Here is a 25,205-nt window from a genome sequence, read left to right on the forward strand (position 1 = left end):
TAAAGAGAATTAAAATCATCTTCATTCTAATATTAGAAGTTAATTACAACGAAAATGAATCATTCTGTTTGAAGATTTTAAATCGTGTATTGAGATTCAATCGGCAGATGCAAGGATGAATTTGAGAAAGATTCTTCTTGTCGTTTTAGCACGATGCTGCAACGTGCCCAACCTATTCTGAACACGTGTGCTTACAAATTTTGGTGATGATTTACAGCACCATCGCTGCAATCCAGCCAAAAATAATCAGTGGAATATTAAAGTGAATAAAAGTCGGTACCACACTGTCTTTCATGTGGTCGTGCTGCCCATCCATATTTAAACCCGAAGTTGGCCCCAAGGTTGAATCCGATGCTGGAGAACCCGCATCTCCTAAGGCTGCTGCTGTACCAATAATCGCAATGGTTGCTGCAGGGCTAAAACCGAACTGCAAACATAAAGGCACATAAATAATCGCTAAAATAGGCACGGTAGAGAAAGATGAGCCAATCCCCAAGGTGATTAACAAACCAATCAATAACATTAAAAATGCAGCCAAAGCTTTGCTATTGCCAATCCATTCCACCGACGCTTCTACCAAAGCAGGCACTTGATTAGTCGCTTCAATCACTGAAGCGAAACCTTGTGCAGCAATCATAATAAAGCCGATGAGTGCCATCATACGCATACCTGTAATGATCACATCATCTGCTTCTTTCCATTTGAAAATTCCCGCACAGCTTAAAATGGCAACACCCACCAAACCTGCCAGAATCATCGAATCTGAATACAATTGCACCGCCAAGGTTGCAATAATCGCAAACACTGCCATCCACAAGGTAAATTTTGCAATCTGAGGCGCTTGTAGGGTTGGCGCGGCGGTATTTGCATTGAGCTCACTCGAAATGCTTTGAGTACGTGCTACCTGCACATCTAGATAGTGTCGTGGCTTGCGATAACTTACAAATAACGCAAACAATAGACCAATAAACATCCCAAATACAGGAATAAACATAGCAGAAGGAATATCTTCATTTTGAATGGCAAAACCATACGGAGCACCAAAGGTGTTGATATTGTGCGCCAAAATATCATTCAGGAAGATTGCACCAAAACCGACAGGAACAAACATATAGGTGGCAACCAAACCAAAAGTCAGCAAACAAGCCACTGCACGACGGTCTAAGTTTAAATGATTGAAAACACTTAATAAAGGTGGAATCAATACAGGAATAAATGCAATGTGTACAGGGATTAAGTTCTGTGAAAATACCGCTGCCAAAGCCACAGTAAAATAAATCAGATATTTAACGCGGTTCTGTACCTTAGTATTACTGCTACCTGTTAAAGTGCGAATCAGTTTGTAGGCCAATAAGTCAGGCAAACCTGAACGTGCCAAAGCCAAAGCAAATGCACCTAAAATACCGTAAGCAAGGGCAATTTTAGCGCCACCACCTAAGCCATTATTAAACGCATCTAAAGTGCCTTGTAAGCCTAAACCAGCCAGTAAACCACCTGAAACTGCACCAATAACCAAGGCAAAAACCACAGGCACACGAGCCAACGACAATCCGAACATGATTGCAATGGCAGCAAGAATTGCGAACATAAGAGATGAAATTCAAAAAAGAAGCTATTTTATCAGAGATTATGAAGATTGGAGTTGACCAAACATTCAACTCCGACAAATGAATCTAAGTATGATCAAGCAAAAATCACTGATTTTCATGCTTATAAGCAAAGTCACGGATAGCTGTAGCAACAGCTTGTGGCTGACTAAGAATTGCCCAATGATTGGCAGCCAACTCTACACGTTGAAAATCATCTACCCAAAGCGACATTTCATCAATCAATTCAGCACCCACAAATTGATCATATTTCAAGACAATAGCTTGCACAGGACAAATTGCATAACGTTGACGCGGCTTTAATAAACGTGGGATAAAATTGGCACGATATAAATTGACGCCATAGCGCCCATCTTTGCGGATATTAGGATTGACCGGAATATCTTGATCGCGTTCTAAGCGCATCACTACCTGACGCCATTGTTCAGGTTGAAAGAACTGCCAAACTGTAGGCGCAAGTGCAGGAAGTTGAAAGGCAGCAATATACCAAGATTTACGCATTTGTTTGAAAAATTTAATTTTATTTTCAGAAAACTGCTTACGCATCCAGAACGCTGCATGATCCAAACATGGGCCTGAAATACTGCTGTACGATAAAATTCGTCCCTTTAATTCTGGATCCGTCACCGCTTCCCAAGACTGAATTGAACCCCAGTCATGAGCTGCCAAGTGAAATGCACGCTGCCCCAAAACGGCATTAGCAACAGTCATTAAATCTGCAGCCAATTGAGCCAAGCTATAGGCACGAATGGATTTGGGAATGGAGGATTGTCCCGCACCACGTACATCGTAACTCACCACATAAAAATCTTGCACCAACACGGCAATCACCCGTTCCCAGACTTCTTGGTTATCTGGATAGCCATGCACCAAAATCAGTGCAGGTGCTTTTTTTTCGCCCCAAGTTTTGACATAGAGCTGTTGTCGATCAGAGGTTTCAATCCATTGCGTTTGCGCTTGCATAAACATCCTGTTGGTTTTTATTGACACGATTGCTGTTGAGAATAACAAAATATGCCATAGGTTTGCTTAAATTTCATACTAATATAAAAGACAATCTGCTCTAGGCTCTATGAAATATCACATGAACCTCATCAAAAAATTGCAGCAACTTCCTATCGTTTCTAAATACTTTTTAAATCGGTACCCACCCTATCGGGGTGCAGGTATTGAAATTGATCAAATCGATTTAGCCAACCACCATGTCCGTGTCAAAATGCCACTCACTCGCAAAAATCAAAATATTGTCGGCGTACATTTTGGCGGCAGCCTCTATTCCATGGTAGATCCATTTTATATGTTAATTCTGATGCATCACTTGGGTTCAACATATATTGTTTGGGATAAAGCGGCAACGATTCATTTCCTCGCCCCAGGACGCAGTACGGTGTATGCCGATATTCGCCTAAGTGCCGCTGAAGTCGAGGAAATCAAACAGATCGCAGAAGACTATGCTCCTCTGACACGTCAATATACGCTCAATATTATCGATGAATCAGGTGTACGAATTGCAGAAGTGCATAAAACGTTATATATCCGACGTAAAAAGCCCAAAGCCGTAGCAACGTAATTTTTAGCTCACATAAAAACGCAGAATCTAATGATTCTGCGTTGTTGGTAATATTATTTTAATCAAAAGACAAAAAGATCAATGTCACCGACAAACTTCTCTACTCTTTTTGAGCAGGTATGAATTAATTAACGTATTACTGTTGATACATCAGTGGATCATAAAAATTATAAACATTGATAGTATTTAAAATTAAAGGATCATTAAAATGAAAAAAAATCTTGTGCCAATCTTTTCCCTACTTTGTTTCTATTCATCGACATCCCTCCATGCTTTGGTGCCGAATACATTTACCAAAGTCCAGACTTTGAAAAATGTGGCTTATGGATCTCATCCTCAACAAGTGATGGATGTCTATTTCCCTGCCAAAGTACTCACAGATCAAACACCAGCCCCGCTCATGATGATGGTCCATGGCGGTGCTTGGAAAATGGGTGATAAAAATCATGCTGCTGTGGTCAAAAATAAGCTGAGTTACTGGACCAAGCAAAACTGGATTTTTGTGTCTATCAACTATAGATTAGTTCCAGATGTGACCGTACAGCAGCAAACTCAGGATATCGCCCAAGCGCTTATTTATATCCAAAATCAGGCACCGCATTGGCATGCTGACTCAAAACGCTTGGTGCTGATGGGACATTCTGCGGGCGCACACCTGGTCAGTCTATTAACCGTTCGCCCCCATTGGCTGGCACCCCAGCCACAGCCTTGGCGTGCTACAGTTGCTTTAGATAGCGCGGCTTATGATATAGAAAAGATAATGCAAACACGTCATGCACGTTTTTATGATCAAGCCTTTGGTGATCAACCTTCCAACTGGAAAGCCCTTTCTCCGATAGCTCAGCTACATCAAGCTTTACCTGCATTTCTCGCGGTGTGCTCAACCATCCGTGCAGATCAACCCTGTACTCAAGCTCGACAATTTATTCAACAAGCACAGAAATTCGGAACTCAAACCCAGTTATTGCCTGTCCGACTTTCACATGCTGAAATCAACAAGTCATTGGGACAAAATAATGCTTATACTCAAGCAGTCAATCAATTTATCCAAACGCATTAATTTTTCAGCTAGCGCATAAAAAACGCAGAATCATAAGACTCTGCGTTGGATGTACTGAAATATAAATACTTCAGTAGGATGGCATGGCTGTTCGTATTCAGATTAACGCTTTTGCTCGATGGCTGCACCAGCACCACCACCAACAGCACCACCGATTGCAGCGCCTGCATTACCACCTATCACTTCTTTACCTAAAATTGAACCAATCGCACCGCCAATTCCACTATAGGTTGCGTTACGGTTAGAACCATCTTGGGTTTTACTTCCAACTGCTGCACCTGCACCTGCGCCTGCTGCTGCACCAACACTACCACCTACGCTGTTACCCGCTGCGCCACCAACGGCACCGCCTAATGCTGCAGCACCAATACGTTGGTCATTAGAACTCATGCTTTCACAACCCGCCATAAGCATGGTCGATACTGTGGCAATTGCCAATACACTCAATACTTTTTTCATGGTGATCACTCCCCCTCGGTCTATTCGCTCTCAGCTTAGTGCATATTGCGGTAACAACTTTGAAAAAACTGTTACCAAGCACAGTAAGATATGAGTATTTCTGTAAAATGCTTAAGGCATCATAAAGGATTCTGTACCCTCTTCTTCAACTACCACCACATCACGTGTGGTTTTACCATCTTCAGTAAACACAGCATGAGAAACTGTTTCTTTGCTTTCAGGCGTTTTGACCCGATCCAGTTTTAATGTGCGATGAATTGGCGCCTGCCCCTGCTTATATTCCATGCCTTCTGCATCAATCGTTTTCACTTCAGAAATGACTTTACCATCCTGCTTTAGGGTTTTATTCAACTCAATTTTTGAGGTTGGTACAATCACCCCACCTTTTTGAATCACAGGAATACCCAATTGTTTCTCTGAAAACTGTGCTTGATCATCATCAAAAACAACTTCCTTTGCCACAATATCTTTACCCTGATTGCTCACTTCAAAAATCGTGGCTTCTACATGGCGTATAGGCTTTTCACCTGTCACTGTACGAATCACTTCAGTTTTTAGAATAGGCACAATGGCTTTGTCTTTCACCACAATGCTGTTTGGCATTGGTGCAGCCGAAACAGACACACTCAGTAGCATTGCCGATAAACACAGTGTCAGTCCTCTAAATTGCATAAGCTATCCCCTTAGTTTTCTTGATATTTTTAAATTGTTCTTAATTCACTATATGCAATATTGCGGCTTTATTAAAGCAAAATATGCAACTAAAACGTTGGCAAAAAAAAGACGCCTCGAAAGGCGTCTTTAAATGATGCTTTAAAACGAATTAGAGATCGTTAAATTCATCGCTAAATGCTTGGCTTAATGCTTGATCTACATCAGAGAAATCATTCACTAATGCCAATTCAGCAGCTTCAGCTTCTTGACGACGACGCTCTAAGTGGTAAGCAAGACCCGTACCTGCTGGGATCAAACGACCCACAACAACGTTCTCTTTCAAGCCACGTAAATCATCTTCTTTACCTGTTACAGCCGCTTCAGTTAACACACGTGTAGTTTCCTGGAACGATGCAGCAGAAATGAACGAGTCTGTTGAAAGCGATGCTTTGGTGATACCCATCAATTGACGTTCAAACTTCGCTGGGAACTTGTTTTGTGCAAGTACAGCTTGGTTTTCTTGTACCACGCGAATGTAATCCACTTGTTCGCCTTTGATGAAGCTCGTATCGCCACCATCGGTGATTTCAACTTTACGCAACATTTGACGCACGATGACTTCAATGTGCTTATCGTTAATTTTTACACCTTGTAAGCGGTAAACGTCTTGAACTTCGTTCACGATGTAGTTGGTTAATGCCACTTCACCTTTCAAGCGTAAGATGTCATGTGGGTTTTGTGGACCATCAGAAATGGTTTCACCACGGTTCACATGCTCACCTTCAAACACGTTGATGTTACGCCATTTTGGAATCAACTCTTCGTAAATCTCAGAGCCATCATCTGGTGTAATCACTAAACGGTTCTTACCTTTGGTTTCTTTACCAAAGCTCACGATACCTGACACTTCTGCAAGAATCGCATGCTCTTTTGGTTTACGTGCTTCAAATAAGTCTGCAACGCGTGGTAAACCACCGGTAATATCACGAGTACGTGAAGATTCTTGTGGTACACGACCAATAACGTCACCCACACCGATATTTTCGCCATCACGGACAGAAAGAATCGTGTTCTGTGGCAAGAAGTAGAACTGTTCGCCACCATCCACAGTGTCTAATACCACAGCAGGACGTAAGTCTTTACCTGACGCAGGACGTGAAGTCACTGGCAAGATTTCAACTGTGGTCATACCTGTTGCATCATCAGTTTTCGAGGTTGCAGTCACGCCATCAGCAATTTGGCTGAAACGGATTTTACCCGCAACTTCGGTCACAAGTGGATGCGTGTGTGGATCCCAAGTCGCCACAATACCGCCAGCTTCTACCGCTTCGCCATCTTTGAGCAAGATTGACGCACCGTATGGCAGTTTATAACGCTCACGCTCACGACCTAACTCATCGGCAATACCAATTTCACCTGAACGTGAAACAGATACCAAGTGACCTTTAGCGTGTTGTACAGTTTTCACGTTATGGAAACGTACTGAACCTTTGTTACGCACTTGTACGCTATTGGCTGCAGAAGTTCGGCTTGCCGCACCACCCACGTGGAATGTACGCATGGTTAACTGTGTACCTGGCTCACCAATCGATTGAGCAGCCATTACACCCACAGATTCACCTGGATTCACCAAGTGACCACGTGCTAGGTCACGACCATAACACTTCGCACATACACCAAAGGTCGATTCACAAGATACCACTGAACGTACTTTTACTTCATCGACACCTTGCTCTTCTAAGAAGTTAGCAAGTTTTTCATCAATGAGTGTGTTACGTGGCAGAATAACTTCGTCTGAACCCGCTTTCTTCACATCTTCTGCAGTTACACGACCTAATACACGCGTACCAAGGTTTTCAATGACATCACCACCTTGAATGAATGGTGTCATCACTAAACCGCCATAAGTACCGCAATCTGGCTCAGTAATTACCAAGTCTTGTGCAACGTCAACCAAACGACGTGTCAAGTAACCTGAGTTCGCTGTTTTCAATGCGGTATCGGCCAAACCTTTACGCGCACCGTGAGTTGAAATGAAGTACTGAAGTACCGTCAAACCTTCACGGAAGTTCGCTTTAATTGGCGTTTCAATGATCGAACCATCTGGTTTCGCCATCAAACCACGCATACCCGCCAACTGACGAATCTGTGCCGCACTACCACGCGCACCTGAATCCGACATCATGTAGATCGAGTTGAATGATTTTTGCTTCTCGTCTTCACCCTGTTTGTTTTTCACAGTTGTGAATGACAAGTTGTCCATCATCGCTTTAGCAACTTGGTCGTTGGTACGTGCCCAAATATCGACCACTTTGTTATAACGCTCACCCGCAGTTACGAAGCCTTGCTCGAACTGTTGTTCAATTTCACGAACTTCAGTTTCTGCTTTTTCAATAATTGCTTGTTTTTGTGGTGGAATAACCATGTCTTCCATACCCACAGAAACACCTGAACGTGTCGCTTGACGGAAGCCCAAGTACATCAATTGGTCTGCAAAAATAACCGTGTCTTTTAGACCTAATTTACGGTAGCAAGAGTTGATTAACTTTGAGATGTTCTTTTTGTTCATCTCTAGGTTAATTTGCTCGAAGCTTAAACCTTCAGGCACAACTTCCCAAAGCAAGCAGCGACCTGGTGTCGTATCTACAACAATAGTTTGTTGCTCACGCTCACCATTTTCATTGATTACGGTTTGGTGTACACGTGCTTTTACGCGAGCGTGTAAGTCAACTTGACCCGTTGCAAGTGCACGGTTTACTTCGTGCGTATCTGCAAACACCATGCCTTCACCTTTGGCATTGATTGCATCACGCGTGATGTAATACAAGCCCAACACCACGTCCTGAGATGGTACGATGATTGGTTCACCGTTCGCAGGAGACAAGATGTTGTTGGTGGACATCATTAACGCACGCGCTTCTAATTGCGCTTCAAGCGTTAATGGTACGTGTACCGCCATTTGGTCACCGTCGAAGTCGGCGTTAAACGCAGCACAAACGAGTGGGTGTAGACGGATGGCTTTACCTTCAATCAGGATCGGTTCAAATGCTTGAAGACCCAAACGGTGAAGTGTAGGCGCACGGTTCAACATCACTGGGTGTTGACGAATCACAGAGGCAAGTACGTCCCAAACTTCTGGGGTTTCGCGCTCAACCATTTTCTTCGCAGCTTTAATGGTGGTAGCTTGACCTGAAGCTTGTAGTTTCGCAAAGATGAATGGCTTGAACAGTTCAAGTGCCATTTTCTTCGGAAGACCGCACTGGTGTAAACGTAGGTTTGGACCAACGGTAATCACCGAACGACCTGAATAGTCAACACGCTTACCAAGTAAGTTTTGACGGAAACGACCTTGCTTACCTTTGATCATATCTGCCAAAGATTTAAGCGGACGCTTGTTTGAACCTGTGATTGCACGACCACGACGACCGTTATCTAACAAGGCATCAACAGACTCTTGTAACATACGTTTTTCGTTACGTACGATGATGTCTGGCGCTGCAAGGTCAAGAAGACGCTTCAAACGGTTGTTACGGTTAATCACACGACGATAAAGATCGTTCAAGTCAGACGTCGCAAAACGACCACCTTCAAGTGGAACCAACGGACGAAGATCTGGTGGAAGTACAGGCAGTACATTCATCACCATCCATTCTGGCTTGTTGTTCGACTCTTTGAACGCTTCCATCAACTTCAAACGCTTAGACGCTTTTTTCAGCTTAGTTTCTGAAGTTGTTTGTGGAATTTCTTCACGTAAACGAGCAATTTCAGCTTCAAGATCGATGTCTTTTAACAAGTCTTGAACTGCTTCAGCACCCATTTTCGCAGTGAATTCATCACCATGCTCTTCTAGAGCATTGAAGTATTCTTCGTCATTGAGAAGTTGATATTTCTCAAATGGCGTCATACCTGGGTCAGTAACCACATAAGATTCGAAATACAATACGCGCTCGATATCACGTAAAGTCATATCAAGTAATAAACCAATACGGCTTGGTAATGATTTCAAGAACCAAATGTGTGCAACTGGAGAAGCGAGTTCGATGTGACCCATACGCTCACGACGAACTTTTGCAGTCGTTACTTCAACGCCACATTTTTCACAAATGACGCCTTTGTATTTCATACGCTTGTATTTACCACACAAGCATTCGTAATCTTTTACTGGACCAAAAATTTTGGCACAGAATAAACCATCACGTTCAGGCTTAAACGTACGATAGTTAATGGTTTCTGGCTTTTTAACTTCACCGTGAGACCATGACTTAATCATTTCTGGTGACGCAAGACCAATACGGATGCGGTCAAACTCTACTGGAGCATGACCGTCTGAATCCGTCTTTTTGCGCATGATATCGAGCAAGTCTTTCAATTTTTTTCTCCGTGTGCTGGGAGGCTGTTTTCACATCCCAACTGGGTCACAAATATTGTTTTTTAACTGAGTTTTAATCCCCCTTAATCCCCCTTTTTCAAAGGGGGAAAAGTCCCTCTTTTATAAAGAGGGATCTAGGGAGATTTAATGGAGATGCTTAGTCACCATTTTTCAGTTCAATGTTGATACCTAAAGAACGGATCTCTTTGGTCAATACGTTAAACGATTCAGGCATACCTGGGTCCATATAATGGTTACCATCTACAATGTTCTTATAGATACGGGTACGACCTTCAACGTCATCCGACTTCACAGTGAGCATTTCTTGAAGTGTGTATGCAGCACCGTATGCTTCAAGTGCCCAGACTTCCATCTCACCGAAACGCTGACCACCGAATTGTGCCTTACCACCCAACGGCTGTTGCGTTACAAGTGAGTAAGAACCTGTAGAACGCGCGTGCATCTTGTCATCCACCAAGTGGTTGAGTTTGAGCATGTACATATAACCTACAGTCACTGGACGGTCGAATTTCTCGCCTGTACGACCATCGTACAACACGGTTTGACCTGAACGTGGTAATTCAGCCAGTTCAAGTAATTCTTTAATTTGACCTTCTTCTGCACCATCAAATACAGGAGTAGCCAATGGAACACCTGCACGTAAGTTGCCAGCCAATACCAAGATTTCATCATCAGTTAAGCTGTCAAGATCTTCTTGCTCGCCACCGACTTTGTTATAAATCTTGTCTAGGAACTCACGTAGTTCAGCAATTTCGCGTTGTTGTTTGAGCATTTTATCAATTTGCTCACCCAAACCTTTGGCTGCCATACCCAAGTGTGTTTCAAGAATCTGACCCACGTTCATACGCGATGGTACGCCTAGTGGGTTCAATACGATATCTACTGGTACACCGTTAGCATCGTGCGGCATGTCTTCTACAGGCAAGATGTTTGATACAACACCTTTGTTACCGTGACGACCCGCCATCTTGTCACCCGGTTGGATGCGACGCTTAACAGCAAGATAAACTTTAACAACTTTCAACACGCCCGTAGTGAGTTCATCGCCTGTAGAAAGCTTACGTTTCTTCTCAGCGAATTTCTCATCAATTTCAAAGCTCTTCTCTTTCAAGAAAGTTTGAATTTGAGTTAAACGCTCAGCAATTGCTTCATCACTTGGTTGAATTTCAAGTAGATCAACTAACTCTAAACCAGACAACACATCTTCAGAAAGTTTGTCGCCACGTTTAGTTGTACCGCCACCGTTAGATTCTTGACCTTTTAATAAGCGGATAATACGTTCACGCGCTGCTTCTTCAAAGATTTTGTATTCTTCTTTCAAGTCTTTGCGGTATGCATCAAGTTGTGCTTTTTCAATCGCTTGTGCACGTTCGTCTTTTTCTAGACCATCACGGGTAAAGACTTGAACGTCAATCACAGTACCTTTAGTACCTGATGGAACGCGCAATGATGAATCTTTCACATCTGCTGCTTTTTCACCGAAGATTGCACGAAGCAATTTTTCTTCAGGCGTTAACTGAGTTTCACCCTTAGGCGTTACTTTACCAACAAGAATGTCGCCTGCAGTCACTTCAGCACCAATGTAAACGATACCAGACTCGTCTAGTTTAGACAGTGCAGCTTCGCCCACGTTTGGAATATCAGCTGTGATTTCTTCCGCACCCAATTTGGTATCACGTGCAACACATGACAATTCTTGAATGTGAATCGAAGTTAAACGGTCTTCTTGAAGTACACGCTCAGAAAGCAAGATCGAGTCTTCGTAGTTATAGCCATTCCAAGTCATGAACGCGACACGCATGTTCTGACCGAGTGCAAGCTCACCGCCATCTGTAGATGGACCGTCAGCCAATACATCACCACGACCTACCTTATCACCCATCTTCACCAAAACTTTTTGGTTAATACAAGTGTTTTGGTTTGAACGTGTGTATTTGATCAGGTTGTAGATATCTACACCTGCTTCACCCGCGATCATTTCTTCTTCGTTCACACGAATGACTACACGTGAAGCATCGACATATTCAATACGACCACCACGGTTTGCAATCACACATACACCTGAGTCATGTGCTACGTTCGCTTCCATCCCTGTACCCACAAGTGGTTTATCAGCGATAAGCGTCGGAACAGCCTGACGTTGCATGTTCGATCCCATCAAGGCACGGTTGGCGTCATCGTGCTCAAGGAATGGAATCAGTGATGCTGCTACAGATACAACCTGCTGTGCAGAAACGTCCATGTGCGTCACGCGCTCTGGCGGCATACGCACGAAGTCACCTTGGTGACGTACAGATACGAATTCTTCTGTTAAATTGCCATCTTGGTCTACGCTTGAGTCCGCTTGCGCAATGATCGTGCCCACTTCTTCAATTGCAGATAAATACTCAACCTCATCGGTTACACGACCATCAACCACTTTACGGTATGGCGTTTCCAAGAAGCCAAAATTATTACATTTTGCATAAACAGAAAGCGAGTTGATCAAACCAATGTTTGGACCTTCAGGCGTTTCAATTGGACACACACGACCATAGTGAGTTTGGTGTACGTCACGTACCTCAAAGCCTGCACGTTCACGTGTCAAACCACCTGGACCAAGCGCAGATACGCGACGCTTGTGGGTAATTTCAGACAACGGGTTGTTTTGGTCCATGAACTGAGACAATTGGCTTGAACCAAAGAATTCTTTGATTGCAGCAGCCACTGGCTTCGCATTGATTAAATCTTGCGGAGACAGGTTGTCTGTTTCAGCTTGTGACAAACGCTCTTTTACAGCACGCTCAACACGTACCAAACCAACACGGAATTGGTTTTCAGTCATCTCGCCCACTGAACGTACGCGACGGTTACCCAAGTGGTCGATATCGTCGACTTCACCTTTACCGTTACGGATTTCGATCAATGTTTTAAGTACATCGGTAATGTCTTCGTTAGACAAAATACCTTCAACTTCACGTGATTTCTGATCTGTACCCACTTCGTAAGGACGACCCAAACGACGGTTGAACTTCATACGACCTACTGGCGATAAATCATAACGCTCAGAAGAGAAGAACAAGTTATTGAACAGATTTTCAGCGGCTTCTTTCGTCGGTGGCTCACCTGGACGCATCACTTTGTAGATTTCTACCAAAGCATCTTCACGACCAACAGTTGTATCTGCACGTAAGGTGTCCGCAATGAACGAACCACGGTCGATGTCATTGGTGAATAGGATGTTAAATTGTTTAACACCACCTTCTGCAAGTTTCACCATGATTTCATGGCTTAACAAGGTGTTTGCAGCAATCACATCGCCATCTTTTAGCTGGATGTCTTCTGCAGTAATACGTTCGTACAAGTACTCATCAGGAACTGAAAGCTTCTCAAGACCAGCTGCTTCCATTTGACGTACGTGACGCGCATTAATGCGTTTACCTTGCTCAACAATCACTTTGCCGTCAGTATCAGTGATGTCAAATTGTGCCATTTCGCCACGTAAGCGTTCTGGGACAAGGTCAATTTGGTAGCTACCCATGTCTAAATAGACAGGTACTTTCTCAAAGAACAAGTCTAGGATTTGTTCATTGCTATAGCCCAATGCACGCAACACTACAGTCGCAAGCAATTTACGACGACGGTCAATACGCACATAAACGAGGTCTTTGGCATCGAATTCAAAGTCTAACCATGAGCCACGGTAAGGAATAATGCGTGCTGAATACAACACTTTACCGCTCGAGTGGGTCTTACCTTTATCATGGTCAAAGAACACGCCTGGTGAACGGTGTAATTGAGAAACAATTACACGCTCAGTACCGTTAATCACAAAGGTACCGTTATCCGTCATCAATGGCATTTCGCCCATGTAGACTTCTTGCTCACGCACATCTTTGATTGATTTCGTTTCACGATCTTTAATGATCAAACGAATTTTTACGCGCATTGGTGCCGCATAAGTTGAGCCGCGAAGAATACACTCACGTACATCAAACTCAGGCTTACCAAGACTATACTCAACAAATTCTAAAGCAGCATTGCCAGAATAACTTTCTATAGGAAAAACTGAACGAAATGCGGCTTGGAGACCGATATCTTCGCGGCTTTTTGGAGTTTTGCCATCTTGAAGGAAAGTACGGTACGAGTCGACTTGAATCGAAAGCAAGTACGGTGCATCCATTACTTGGGGCAATTTACCAAAATTCTTACGGATCCGTTTCTTTTCGGTATATGAGTATGCCATCTGGAGTCCTCGGAAAGTAAACTAAACCCGCCTGCAGAACGGGTTTAGAAGGAATTACGCAGGCCGATATGGCCACCACTCTTTACAAATGCTGCAATTTTTAGTGGTATTAAAACGCTTAACAATATTTTTAAATGTGGAAAAATATTGGTAAGCGTTTGATTTTATTAATTTATATTGTTTTCGATGGTTTTCCCATCATTCAAACAAAAATCGAGCCGATAATTGTAACGCAAAAAGGCTGATGACCCAAGAGCCATCAGCCATTTTTTGGAGTCGATTATAAAAAAATCGACTCCCCTTAAGATTACTTAAGTGTAACTGTAGCACCAGCTTCTTCAAGTTTCTTCTTAAGCTCTTCACCTTCTTCTTTAGAAACAGCTTCTTTGATCACTGAAGGAGCGCCTTCAACGATGTCTTTAGCTTCTTTAAGACCAAGGCCAGTAGCTTCACGAACTGCTTTAATTACAGCAACTTTGTTCGCACCGAAAGAAGTCAACTCAACGTTGAATTCAGATTGCTCTTCTGCAGCAGCAGCGCCAGCGCCTGGAGCAGCAGCAACAGCAACAGCAGCAGCTGATACATTGAATTTCTCTTCAAAAGCAGAGATAAGTTCAACAAGTTCAAGAACAGTTTTTTCAGCAACTGCGTTTAAGATTTCTTCGTTAGTTAAAGCCATGAGAATAACTCCAAATGGAAATTGAATGGTGTGGAAATAAATTTAAGCTTATGCAGCTTCTGACTCGTTTTTCTCTTTGAGCGCAGTAATAAGGCGACCCAATTTCGAAATAGGAGCTTGAAGAACGTTTGCAAGCATAGTAAGCGCTTTTTCTTGGTTCGGAAGATTCGCAATTACGCTAACTTCAGCACCTTGATAAAGTTTGCCGTCAAATGCAGCAGCTTTAAGTTCAAATGCTTTATTCGTTTTAGCGAATTCTTCGAACAAGCGTGCAGCTGCACCCATGTCGTCTTCAGAAGTTGAGAAAGCTAAAATTGTTGGGCCAACAAGGTTGTCGTTCAAGATCGTGAATTGCGTATCTTGAAAAGCACGTTTAGCCAAAGTATTACGTACAACACGTGTAGTAACACCTAATTTACGCGCTTCAACACGTAGAGCCGTTAATTGCTCAACGCTCATACCTTGATAGTCAGCAACAACAGCAGAGAACGCTTTAGAAGCAACTTCGTTAACTTCTGCTACGATCTGTTTTTTGTCTTCGATAAGAAGAGCCATTGTAAAACCTCCTAACGGTGATTTATGTGCTTACATGAAGCACACTCCCAATTCGTAAATTCATTGCTGAACTTACACGCGGAGGAGGAATAAATCACACCACCGCGTCTACCCAGGCTGGAAGATTAAGAAAGCAGCATAAAACTACTCTCGCCTGAGGTCTTTGACGCTGATAAATTCTCATTTACCAATTCAAAGTCCGCCTGAATGTCCCCCTCTCCTGCTAGGAGAGGGTTAGGGAGAGGTTTAACCCTCATCCCGACCTTCTCCCAGAGGGAGAAGGAGACTTTTCAGGACTTTAAAATTCTTTCTAAGTCAGACTTAGTTAGAAACGTTCTGTACATCAATAACAAGACCAGGACCCATAGTAGAGCTCAAAGTGATCTTTTTGATGTATACGCCTTTAGAAGTTGCAGGCTTTAACTTTTTCAAGTCAGCAACTAAGGTTTCAACGTTTGAACGAACTGCTTCAGCAGTAAAGCCAACTTGACCAATCGCAGCGTGGATAATACCCGCTTTGTCTACACGGTAACGCGCTTGACCTGCTTTTGCATTTTTAACTGCAGTCGCAACGTCAGGAGTTACAGTACCCACTTTAGGGTTTGGCATTAAGCCACGTGGACCAAGAATCGTACCCAACTTACCTACTACGCGCATTGCATCCGGAGCTGCAATCACAACGTCAAAGTCAAGGTTACCCGCTTGAATGCTTTCAGCTAAGTCGTCGAAACCAACTACGTCTGCGCCTTCAGCTTTAGCAGCTTCTGCAGCAGCACCTTGAGCGAAAACAGCTACACGTACAGTTTTACCAGTACCTGCAGGAAGTGTAGTCGCACCACGAACAACCTGATCAGATTTACGTGGGTCAACACCTAGGTTTACCGCAACATCCAAAGATTCTTTGAATTTAGCAGCAGGAAGGTTGTTTAGAACTTCAACTGCTTCTTCCAAAGTGTAAACTTTGTTTGCTTCTACAGCAGCAGCAATGGCTTTTTGACGTTTAGTTAACTTTGCCATGTCTTATAGCTCCACATCCAAGCCCATAGAACGTGCAGAACCAGCAATGGTACGCACACGTGCTTCTAAATCAGCACCAGTTAAATCTGGTTCTTTAGTAGTCGCGATTTCTTCTAATTGAGCACGAGTCAACTTACCAACTTTGTTTTTGTTAGGTACAGCTGAACCCTTTTGAATGCCTGCAGCTTTCTTAAGAAGAATTGCAGCAGGAGGAGTTTTCATGATGAATGTGAACGACTTGTCGTTGTACACAGTGATCACTACAGGAATTGGCAAACCTGGTTCAACTTTTTGTGTAGCAGCATTGAATTCTTTACAGAATGCCATGATGTTAACACCACGTTGACCTAATGCAGGACCAATTGGTGGAGATGGATTCGCTTTACCAGCTGGAACTTGCAGCTTGATATAGCCGTCAATCTTCTTAGCCATTTCAAATTACCTCTGGGTACAAACGCCGCTAGGCTCCCCAATATTTTAAGTAACGATACCGTTACAACAACAATGCCCGATTCATCATAAATCGGGCGTTTTCCAACCACTCAAACTTAAACGGATTTTTCGACTTGACGAAATTCCAGCTCAACCTGAGTAGGTCGATTAAATACATTAATTGTCAACGTTAAACGTGACTTCTCGTATTGAACTTCTTCCACCACGCCTTTAAAGTCGGTGAATGGACCATCAATCACAAGTAATTCTTCGCCTGGTTCAAACATCGTCTTCGGACGAGGTGCTTCACCAGTATTGCGTACACGTGCAAGAATCGCGTCAGCTTCTTTTTGCGTAATTGGGGCAGGCTTTTCTGCTGTACCACCAATAAAACCTAAAACTTTTGGACACTCTTTAACAATGTGCCAAGTTTCATCGTTCATTTCCATTTCAACCAATACATAGCCTGGAAAGAACTTACGCTCTGACTTACGTTTCTTACCATCCTTCATTTCTACCACTTCTTCGGTAGGAACAAGGACTTCACCAAAGCTATCGGCAACAGCGCTACGCTGGATTCGATCATTAAGCGAACGCATCACTTGTTTTTCATAACCTGAGTAGGCATGAATAATGTACCAACGTTTCATAGCTCTTTTACCCGATAATTAACTTGATTGCCCAGCCTAACAAATAGTCAAAACACCACAATACAATTGAAGTGACTACAACAACAATCAATACATGCCATGACGTTGTTACAGTTTCCTGTTTAGTAGGCCAAGTGACTCGACGTAACTCAATACGTGAATCTTTAAGCAAACGAACAAAGCCTTTGCCTTGATGGGTGGCGTATAATAAACCTAAAGCCACAACGATACAAGCCAAAATTACCCCAACACGCACCCAAATATCATTGGCTGGTGCCCAATACGCAGGAAGATGCTGATTCACCATCATCGAAGCAATGAATAAAATCAAAGCGATACCCCACAACACGTAGTCTAATGGAGAACTCGATTGAACAACTTCAGCAGAATTATTTCTTTGAGGGATTGGCGCGTCGCTTAATGCGTCACGCGATTTATCATTCGACATTTTTGTACTCGTCGTAGAATTCGCGACTTATTATATGACTAGATTAGCCGACATCAAGCTTTTTTAAAAAAAGTGGCAGGCCAGGAGGGACTCGAACCCCCAACATTCGGTTTTGGAGACCGACGCTCTACCAATTGAACTACTGACCTACAAAACAGAACGAGAGCCAAAGCTCTCGACCTGTTTAACACATTCTATAATTATGCTGTTACTTTAGCAACAACACCCGCACCTACAGTACGACCACCTTCACGGATCGCAAAACGTAGACCTGGGTCCATTGCGATTGGGTGGATTAATTCTACTGACATTTCAACGTTGTCACCTGGCATTACCATTTCAACGCCTTCTTTCAACTGGATTGCACCAGTTACATCAGTTGTACGGAAATAGAATTGTGGACGGTAACCGTTAAGGAATGGAGTGTGACGACCACCCTCTTCTTTAGAAAGTACGTATACTTCCGCATCGAATTTAGTGTGTGGCTTGATTGTACCTGGCTTAGCAAGTACTTGACCACGTTGTACGTCTTCACGCTTAGTACCACGTAAAAGAACACCACAGTTCTCGCCCGCACGACCTTCGTCAAGAAGTTTACGGAACATTTCTACGCCAGTTACAGTTGTTTTAACTGTGTCTTTGATACCAACGATTTCAACTTCTTCGCCTACTTTCACGATACCAGTTTCTACACGGCCAGTTACTACTGTACCACGACCAGAAATAGAGAATACGTCTTCGATTGGCATTAAGAATGCTTGGTCGATTGCACGTACTGGCTCTGGGATGTAAGTATCAAGCGCTTCAACAAGAGCAACTACAGCATCTTCACCATATTGACCTGATTCACCGTTAAGTGCAGCAAGTGCTGAACCACGGATTACTGGAGTGTCGTCGCCTGGGAAGTCGTAAGTAGAAAGAAGTTCACGAACTTCCATTTCAACTAATTCAATTAACTCTTCGTCGTCTACGATATCGCATTTGTTTAAGAATACGATGATATAAGGTACACCTACCTGACGAGAAAGAAGGATGTGTTCACGAGTTTGTGGCATTGGACCATCAGTCGCTGAACAAACAAGGATCGCACCGTCCATCTGAGCAGCACCAGTGATCATGTTTTTAACATAGTCGGCGTGACCTGGGCAGTCTACGTGCGCGTAGTGACGAGTTGGGGAGTCGTATTCTACGTGAGAAGTATTAATTGTAATACCACGTGCTTTTTCTTCTGGTGCAGAGTCGATAGCAGCGTAATCTTTCGCTTCACCACCAAACTTACGTGCACATACTGTAGCAATCGCAGCTGTTAAAGTTGTTTTACCATGGTCAACGTGACCGATTGTGCCCACGTTAACGTGTGGCTTATTACGTTCAAACTTAGCCTTAGCCATGTTCATCTTCCTCGTTTACGTCGAACACAATGCTGAGTAAAACTCTGCCCCGACATATCGCCTAAAAAACTAGACACCTAATACTTGAAAAGCAGACTAATAAGCCTGCTTTTTGAAAATCTTGTGCGAATAATCGCTAAACTGTATCTGGAGCTCTTATCGAGATTTGAACTCGAGACCTCTCCCTTACCAAGGGAGTGCTCTACCACTGAGCTATAAGAGCGACAAATCCTTCGATGGAGCGGGAGACGAGGATCGAACTCGCGACATGCAGCTTGGAAGGCTGCCGCTCTACCAACTGAGCTACTCCCGCATCTATGTTGGTAATTACCACTTCTATCGAAGTTAATGGTGGTGGGAGAAGGATTCGAACCTTCGAAGCTTACGCGGCAGAGTTACAGTCTGCTCCCTTTGACCGCTCGGGAATCCCACCATTTTCACACTTACTCAGTGTTCGTTCTTTACTTAACAACTCAAACTCCCTAAGATGGTGCCGGCACACGGATTCGAACTGTGGACCTACTGATTACAAGTCAGTTGCTCTACCAACTGAGCTATGCCGGCGTTTCTTAGTGTTTCGTACGTTTCGTATCGGAACGGTGTGCAGTTTAGCAAAACTTGAAATCCGTGCAAGTGTTTTTTTCAAAAAAAACGCTAAAAACTCATAAAATCAATCCATTTGATGATAATTCAACCGCTTTGATCACTGCGCGAGCTTTTATTTGGGTTTCATTCCATTCAGATTCAGGATTTGAGTCCGCAACTAGACCTGCGCCTGCCTGTACATAGACCTTATTTTGACGAATAACACAGGTACGAATCGCAATCGACATGTCCATTTCGCCATGCCAGCCTAAATAACCAACAGCACCACCAAAAACACCACGTTTTACAGGCTCAACTTCATCAATAATTTCCATGGCACGAATTTTTGGTGCACCCGAAAGTGTCCCTGCAGGGAAAGTTGCCTGAAAAACATCCAAAGCATCGACATCGTCACGCACTTCACCTTGCACATTGGACACAATATGCATGACATGCGAATAACGCTCGATCACCATTTGATCAGTCACTTGTACTTTACCAATTTTGGCGATACGCCCGACATCATTACGCCCCAAGTCAATCAGCATTAAGTGTTCGGCAATTTCTTTTTCATCCGACAACAAATCTTGCTCAAGTGCCAAATCTTCTTCTTTGGTTTTACCGCGCGGGCGTGTACCTGCTAAAGGACGCACAGTGGCAATACCATTTTCCAAACGCGATAAAATTTCAGGTGATGAGCCGACAATATGAAACGGCTGATCATCGCCCAAAGTTTTGCCTTGTACCAAGAATAAGTACGGCGATGGGTTGAGATGGCGCAAAGCACGATAAACCTGTAACGACTCACCATCAAAATCTGACACCATGCGATGTCCAGGCACCACTTGCATAACATCGCCTGCACGAATGTATTCTTTGACGGTATCAATGGTCGCCAAGAATTTTTCTTTGCCTGTAAGCGATTCAAAATGTGGTGGCGTATGTTTTTCTGCTTTTAGACTAATCGGGGTTGCTAAAATTTCTTCTAGTGCATCGAGTTGTTGTTGTGCCTTGTCATAAGCATCTGCCTGCGCTGCATCGGCATGCACAATTAAGAACAAGGTATCTTTTAAGTTATCAAACACGATGACTGTTTTAGACAACATCATCCAAATATCAGGCAAACCGACTGGATCTGCTGCAGGCACGTTTTTTAAACGCGGTTCGATATAACGCACTGCATCGTAACCAAAATAACCCACCAAACCACCTGTAAAGCTTGGCAATTCAGGCAAGTCAGCTTGCGTAGGCACTTTAAATTGCGCTTGAAAATCGCGGATATACTGAAACGGCTGTGCACAAGTTTGTTTTTCGATTGAACCGTCAGCATGTTGGATGGTGAGTTCACCCGCATTACAGGAGAAAACTGTAGATTCACCCAAACCAATAATTGAATAACGTGCCCAGTTTTCACCACCTTCTACAGACTCAAACAAATAGGCTTGTTGATGCTGCTTCAAACGTGCAAATACCGACAATGGAGTTTCGGTATCGGCCAAACGCTGGCGATATACAGGAATGAGGTTGTAGCCTGCTGCTTTAAGTTGTTCAAATTGAGTCAGAGTGGTCATGTGAAGCTCTCTATATTTCGATGTAGCAATGTTTTCGATAAGACGAAGTGAAGGACGGTTGTAGATTGACTAGCGTCGCCATCGAAATATGGGCATTACAGCCTGACTCATATTGATATCCTTATATAGCAATTAACGTAAAATTATTTGATTTTTGAATCTTAAATATTTAACAATTCAGTTAAATTATCCACAATTTGTTGCGGCTGACAATTGGCAATCGGCTCACCATGATTATAGCCGTAGCTGACCACAATACAATCAATCCCCGCTCGACGCGCGGCTTCAACATCATTAGAAGAATCACCAATCATCAAGACTTGAGACTTCTCCACTTGATAATGTTCAACACAATGCAGCAATTGACGCGGGTGTGGTTTACGCTCCTCAAAGCGATCTCCACCAATCACATCAGCAAAATAGTGTTGCATCTCTAATGCTTCAACAATGGCACGAGCAGGTAGTTCAGGTTTATTGGTCACACAAACTAAGGTTTTTTGTTGTGCTTTTGCCCAGTCCAAAAATTCAATAATGCCCGGGAATGGTTGTGTGTCGATACACGGATCGGCATTATAAATTTCTAAGAAGGTGTTCAGTAGCTGTTGTTGCTGTTCAGGATGAACTTCGCCCATTAAGTGCGATAAGACACTATTGCAAAATACCGCAGTTCCCTTCCCCACCCAAGTTCGCACTTGTTCCAGTGTTACCAAAGGCAGTTGCAGTGCATTTAAACTCATGTTCATGGCGCGGTATAAATCTGTCGCAGAATCGACCAAAGTGCCATCTAAATCAAATAAAATGACTTGACGTGTATCAAGCTGAGCAATAGACATTCTTCCCCCTAAATGAACAAAGGCATGCGATCGCATGCCTTGATTGTAAAGCAAAGGCTGCTTATTTAAACAATAGCCAAGCCAAAACTGCCAAAATCACCAAGACAATCAGTGAAATCAAGCCAACAGAAGCATTTTTTTGCTGTTCTTTCTCTTGTTCCACACGAGAAACAGGCTGCTCGACAGACACAGGTGTTGGCTCTGCTGGAACTGCATGAATATCCACGCCTTCTGGAATAGGTGCTGGTTTTGGTACTGCCACGCCTTGCGGCATACCATCACGGTTTAATTGCACAGAACTGTCACGTTGATTCAATTCAGGCATTCCCTGCTCGTTCATTTGCTGTGCAGGTGTTTTTTCTGTTTGTGCTGTGACTTTTTCAGCAGTTTCGGCGATATCTGCCGCATGTTCCAATTCAACCGCAGGCGCAAATACTGAAAACTTTAAGCTGGCAAATTGGACGATATCACCTTCTTTAAGTAAGGTTTCATCGGCAATGCGTAAATCATTTACAAAAGTGCCGTTGGAAGAATTTAAATCTTGCACATACAGCGCTTGTTCTTTAAGTAAAAAAGCCGCATGTTTACGTGAAATTTCTGCCGATTGCAGCACCAAATCTGCAGTTTGATGACGCCCCACCAACATATCACGGTCGATACTAATTTCTTGGCCAGTAAATTCACCGCTAATTGCTTGTATTTTCCAAGTCATAAATAACTTCTCTCGTGTGATTTGGCGACATCATAACATGCCCTCAACCACAATCTGCGCAGGATACGATTAAGGTGTAGCGCGAATTGTGGTCGTAGTGACTGTATTTTTAGTTTTGCTGACTTCCTGCTGCGGCAAAACTACGTTTTGGCGCTGTACCGCAGGCTCAATCGCAACAGGGGTGCTCACCACCGTTGCTGTGCGGTTTGCAGACACTGCTGATGGTAAGGTTTGATAAGTTCCTGTTTGCGGCGCAACTCGAGATACAGGCAAACGCTGCTGATAAACATCGCTAACATTCTCAGGCAGTTTAGCAAAGCTACCATCGGCATCCATTGCCAACTGAAGGCTATACAATTGGCTATAACGCTGCTGCGAAATACGGCGAATATCCTGACTATCTCCCACAATGGTTGGGTGAATAAAAATCAATAAATTACGTTTTTGATTAGATTGACCATCGGAACGGAATAAACGCCCCAACCCTGGAATAGCACCCAAACCTGGCACAGCCTGACGACTATAAACCGAGTTATCAGAAATTAAGCCACCTAAGACAATGGTTTGTCCGTGCTCGGCCAAAATAGAAGTTTTAATTGCGCGTTTGCTGGTGACTAAATCCTGCGCCTGACCTTTATTGGCTTTGACATCTGACACTTCTTGTTCAACTTCCAAGCGTAGTGTTCCGCCTTCACCAATATGTGGCACGACTTTTAAAGTAACCCCGACATCTTTACGTTCAATAGTGGTATACGGATTTGCCACACCACCATTGGTAGATAATGAACCTGTTACAAAAGGAACGTTTTCACCAACCACAATATAGGCTTCTTCATTGTCCATGGTCACAATAGATGGCGTAGACAATAAATTGGATTTGGTTTTTTCCTTCAAGGCCTGAATCATCGCACCATATAGCTTGCGTGAACCATCACGACCTTCACGATAATCACCCAACACCAATGACGTACCTGCACCAATCGCACTGCCTGCGCCTGCTGCACCACCAGTTAAATAGCCTGCAGCAACATTTTTTAAACTTGCACCAATATTGTCAAAATTAATTAGACCGATACCGCTGCTTAAATCGCCCAATGCCCACTGCACACCCAATTGGTCGGCATCGGTACCTTCCACTTCTATAATCGCAGCTTCAATCAACACTTGTTGACGACGGGTATCTAGTTGCTGAATGGCCGATTCAATTTCACGCATCAACTGCGGATCGGCTTTGACCACCAAAGCATTTTGCGAGCCATCGGCAATAATACTGACACCATTACCATTAAAACTGGTGATGTTGTTTTGATTGTTGCTATTCGAGCTGCCACCCAAATTAATACTTGGGGTGGAAATAGTCGATGAATTACCTGTGTTGTTATTGGTGCTGCTTAAATTACTAGCACTGTTGTTGTTACTGTTGCTATTTGCATTAGAGCTGCTGCTCACCGCCTGTCCTGAAACCAGACCTTGCAATATTTCTGCTAAATTCTGTGCACTGGCATATTTCAAGCGAAAAACCTTCAAACCACCCAAACGATCTGCCGCAGGCACATCCATCATTTCAATCATTTGACGAATGCGTTTACGTGTTGCGGTATCGCCTTTGATGATAATACGATTGGTACGGTTGTCCGCCACAATACGCACACGCGAACCTTTAACATCTTTCGCTGCCCCTGTCGAACTCATCGACTCAAGCAAGCCAATGACTTCTTCGGCTTGACTGGATTGCAGGCTAATCGCTTCAATGTCATTTTGCCCCGTACCATCTAGGTTACGAATAATGCTTTCTAACTGATAAATGTTACTGGCACGATCAGACACGATTAGAGCATTGGTGCCCCCGACCGCAGACAAATGCGCAAACTGCGGCATGAGCGGACGTAAAGCAGGAATCAGGTCATTGGCATTGGTATTTTCTAGCCAAATCACTCGCGTTACAATTTGGTCACCACGCGCATTTTGACGACCATCATAGGGAATGCCTGAGCTTTTTACATTGCTGTCAGGTACAAGGCGAATGGTATTGCCTGATGGTATTGCCACCACACCATTCACATTCAATACGCCTAAAAACAGGTCATAGACTTCATTTTTATTCAGGGCTTTGTTGGAAATCACCGTGACATTGCCACGCACACGCGGATCGACTGCAAAGTTCTTGCCCGTAATATCGGCCACTTCATTAATAAATGCAGTTAAGTCCGCATCACGTAAATTAATTTTCCAGGTTTGCGCATGACTTGCAGTACTCACCATTGCAACAAGCGGTGCAGCAGCCAGTAATGCCCAAAATGGACGCTCATAATTCAATAAAGCCATAATCTACTGTGTTTCCTAACCCTAAATATGTCTCTGCATGTA

19 protein-coding genes and 5 tRNA genes are annotated in these 25,205 nt (G+C 43.4%); 2 read left to right on the forward strand and 22 right to left on the reverse strand.

What is annotated here, in order from left to right; all coding sequences use genetic code 11:
• Positions 1–211: 211 nt before the first annotated feature.
• On the reverse strand, positions 212–1,588 hold the full coding sequence (locus tag E0H79_RS04485; protein WP_131260959.1) for a Na+/H+ antiporter family protein: 1,377 nt from the start codon (positions 1,586–1,588) through the stop codon (positions 212–214).
• A 106-nt stretch (positions 1,589–1,694) separates the two neighbouring features.
• Positions 1,695–2,570, reverse strand: a complete 876-nt coding sequence (locus tag E0H79_RS04490; protein ID WP_131260961.1) for an alpha/beta fold hydrolase — start codon at positions 2,568–2,570, stop codon at positions 1,695–1,697.
• A gap of 121 nt (positions 2,571–2,691) precedes the next feature.
• On the opposite strand from E0H79_RS04490, the gene E0H79_RS04495 reads away from it, so the two are divergent.
• Complete coding sequence (locus tag E0H79_RS04495; RefSeq protein ID WP_131260963.1) at positions 2,692–3,177, forward strand: DUF4442 domain-containing protein; 486 nt, start codon at positions 2,692–2,694, stop codon at positions 3,175–3,177.
• Between the two features lie 208 nt (positions 3,178–3,385).
• Positions 3,386–4,237, forward strand: a complete 852-nt coding sequence (locus E0H79_RS04500; protein ID WP_096902328.1) for an alpha/beta hydrolase — start codon at positions 3,386–3,388, stop codon at positions 4,235–4,237.
• A gap of 102 nt (positions 4,238–4,339) precedes the next feature.
• On the opposite strand, the gene E0H79_RS04505 is transcribed toward E0H79_RS04500, so the two are convergent.
• The 20 genes from E0H79_RS04505 to gspD all read right to left on the reverse strand — a co-directional run bounded on the left by E0H79_RS04505 (position 4,340) and on the right by gspD (position 25,163).
• Positions 4,340–4,696, reverse strand: a complete 357-nt coding sequence (locus E0H79_RS04505; RefSeq protein WP_004975789.1) for a hypothetical protein — start codon at positions 4,694–4,696, stop codon at positions 4,340–4,342.
• A 111-nt stretch (positions 4,697–4,807) separates the two neighbouring features.
• Positions 4,808–5,368: a hypothetical protein gene (locus E0H79_RS04510; protein ID WP_131260964.1), complete on the reverse strand. Its 561-nt coding sequence runs from the start codon at positions 5,366–5,368 to the stop codon at positions 4,808–4,810.
• A gap of 151 nt (positions 5,369–5,519) precedes the next feature.
• The gene (gene rpoC, locus E0H79_RS04515; protein ID WP_096902331.1) at positions 5,520–9,719 is read right to left on the reverse strand and encodes a DNA-directed RNA polymerase subunit beta'; all 4,200 of its coding nucleotides are present in this window, start codon (positions 9,717–9,719) and stop codon (positions 5,520–5,522) included.
• A gap of 157 nt (positions 9,720–9,876) precedes the next feature.
• Entirely contained in the window at positions 9,877–13,965 is a 4,089-nt protein-coding gene (rpoB, locus tag E0H79_RS04520) for a DNA-directed RNA polymerase subunit beta (RefSeq protein WP_131260966.1), read from the reverse strand.
• 307 nt (positions 13,966–14,272) lie between these two features.
• Positions 14,273–14,644, reverse strand: a complete 372-nt coding sequence (rplL, locus tag E0H79_RS04525) for a 50S ribosomal protein L7/L12 (RefSeq protein WP_004975779.1) — start codon at positions 14,642–14,644, stop codon at positions 14,273–14,275.
• Positions 14,645–14,692: 48 nt separating this feature from the next.
• Positions 14,693–15,199, reverse strand: coding sequence for a 50S ribosomal protein L10 (gene rplJ, locus E0H79_RS04530; protein WP_096902333.1), 507 nt, complete (start codon positions 15,197–15,199; stop codon positions 14,693–14,695).
• A gap of 321 nt (positions 15,200–15,520) precedes the next feature.
• The gene (gene rplA / locus E0H79_RS04535; RefSeq protein ID WP_004975774.1) at positions 15,521–16,216 is read right to left on the reverse strand and encodes a 50S ribosomal protein L1; all 696 of its coding nucleotides are present in this window, start codon (positions 16,214–16,216) and stop codon (positions 15,521–15,523) included.
• A gap of 3 nt (positions 16,217–16,219) precedes the next feature.
• Positions 16,220–16,648, reverse strand: coding sequence for a 50S ribosomal protein L11 (gene rplK, locus E0H79_RS04540; RefSeq protein WP_004975771.1), 429 nt, complete (start codon positions 16,646–16,648; stop codon positions 16,220–16,222).
• A gap of 116 nt (positions 16,649–16,764) precedes the next feature.
• Positions 16,765–17,298, reverse strand: coding sequence for a transcription termination/antitermination protein NusG (nusG, locus tag E0H79_RS04545; RefSeq protein ID WP_004975770.1), 534 nt, complete (start codon positions 17,296–17,298; stop codon positions 16,765–16,767).
• Between the two features lie 7 nt (positions 17,299–17,305).
• Positions 17,306–17,746: a preprotein translocase subunit SecE gene (gene secE / locus E0H79_RS04550; RefSeq protein WP_004975769.1), complete on the reverse strand. Its 441-nt coding sequence runs from the start codon at positions 17,744–17,746 to the stop codon at positions 17,306–17,308.
• Between the two features lie 73 nt (positions 17,747–17,819).
• Positions 17,820–17,895 (reverse strand) — tRNA-Trp (locus E0H79_RS04555).
• 51 nt (positions 17,896–17,946) lie between these two features.
• A complete protein-coding gene (tuf, locus tag E0H79_RS04560; RefSeq protein ID WP_004975768.1) occupies positions 17,947–19,137 on the reverse strand; it encodes an elongation factor Tu in 1,191 nt (396 codons plus the stop codon).
• A 148-nt stretch (positions 19,138–19,285) separates the two neighbouring features.
• Positions 19,286–19,360: transfer RNA gene (locus E0H79_RS04565), tRNA-Thr, on the reverse strand.
• Positions 19,361–19,374: 14 nt separating this feature from the next.
• Positions 19,375–19,450, reverse strand: a tRNA-Gly gene (locus tag E0H79_RS04570).
• 36 nt (positions 19,451–19,486) lie between these two features.
• Positions 19,487–19,570, reverse strand: a tRNA-Tyr gene (locus E0H79_RS04575).
• 55 nt (positions 19,571–19,625) lie between these two features.
• A tRNA-Thr gene (locus E0H79_RS04580) sits at positions 19,626–19,701 on the reverse strand.
• A 98-nt stretch (positions 19,702–19,799) separates the two neighbouring features.
• Complete coding sequence (trpE, locus tag E0H79_RS04585; protein WP_131260968.1) at positions 19,800–21,293, reverse strand: anthranilate synthase component I; 1,494 nt, start codon at positions 21,291–21,293, stop codon at positions 19,800–19,802.
• A gap of 161 nt (positions 21,294–21,454) precedes the next feature.
• Positions 21,455–22,126 (reverse strand): phosphoglycolate phosphatase, encoded by a 672-nt coding sequence (locus E0H79_RS04590; protein WP_004975764.1) that lies wholly within the window; start codon positions 22,124–22,126, stop codon positions 21,455–21,457.
• 61 nt (positions 22,127–22,187) lie between these two features.
• Complete coding sequence (locus E0H79_RS04595) at positions 22,188–22,838, reverse strand: FHA domain-containing protein (RefSeq protein WP_131260970.1); 651 nt, start codon at positions 22,836–22,838, stop codon at positions 22,188–22,190.
• A gap of 69 nt (positions 22,839–22,907) precedes the next feature.
• The gene (gene gspD / locus E0H79_RS04600) at positions 22,908–25,163 is read right to left on the reverse strand and encodes a type II secretion system secretin GspD (protein WP_131260972.1); all 2,256 of its coding nucleotides are present in this window, start codon (positions 25,161–25,163) and stop codon (positions 22,908–22,910) included.
• Between the last annotated feature and the right edge of the window lie 42 nt (positions 25,164–25,205).

The sequence above is a fragment of the Acinetobacter sp. ANC 5045 genome, assembly GCF_004331005.1.
Lineage (GTDB): Bacteria > Pseudomonadota > Gammaproteobacteria > Pseudomonadales > Moraxellaceae > Acinetobacter > Acinetobacter towneri.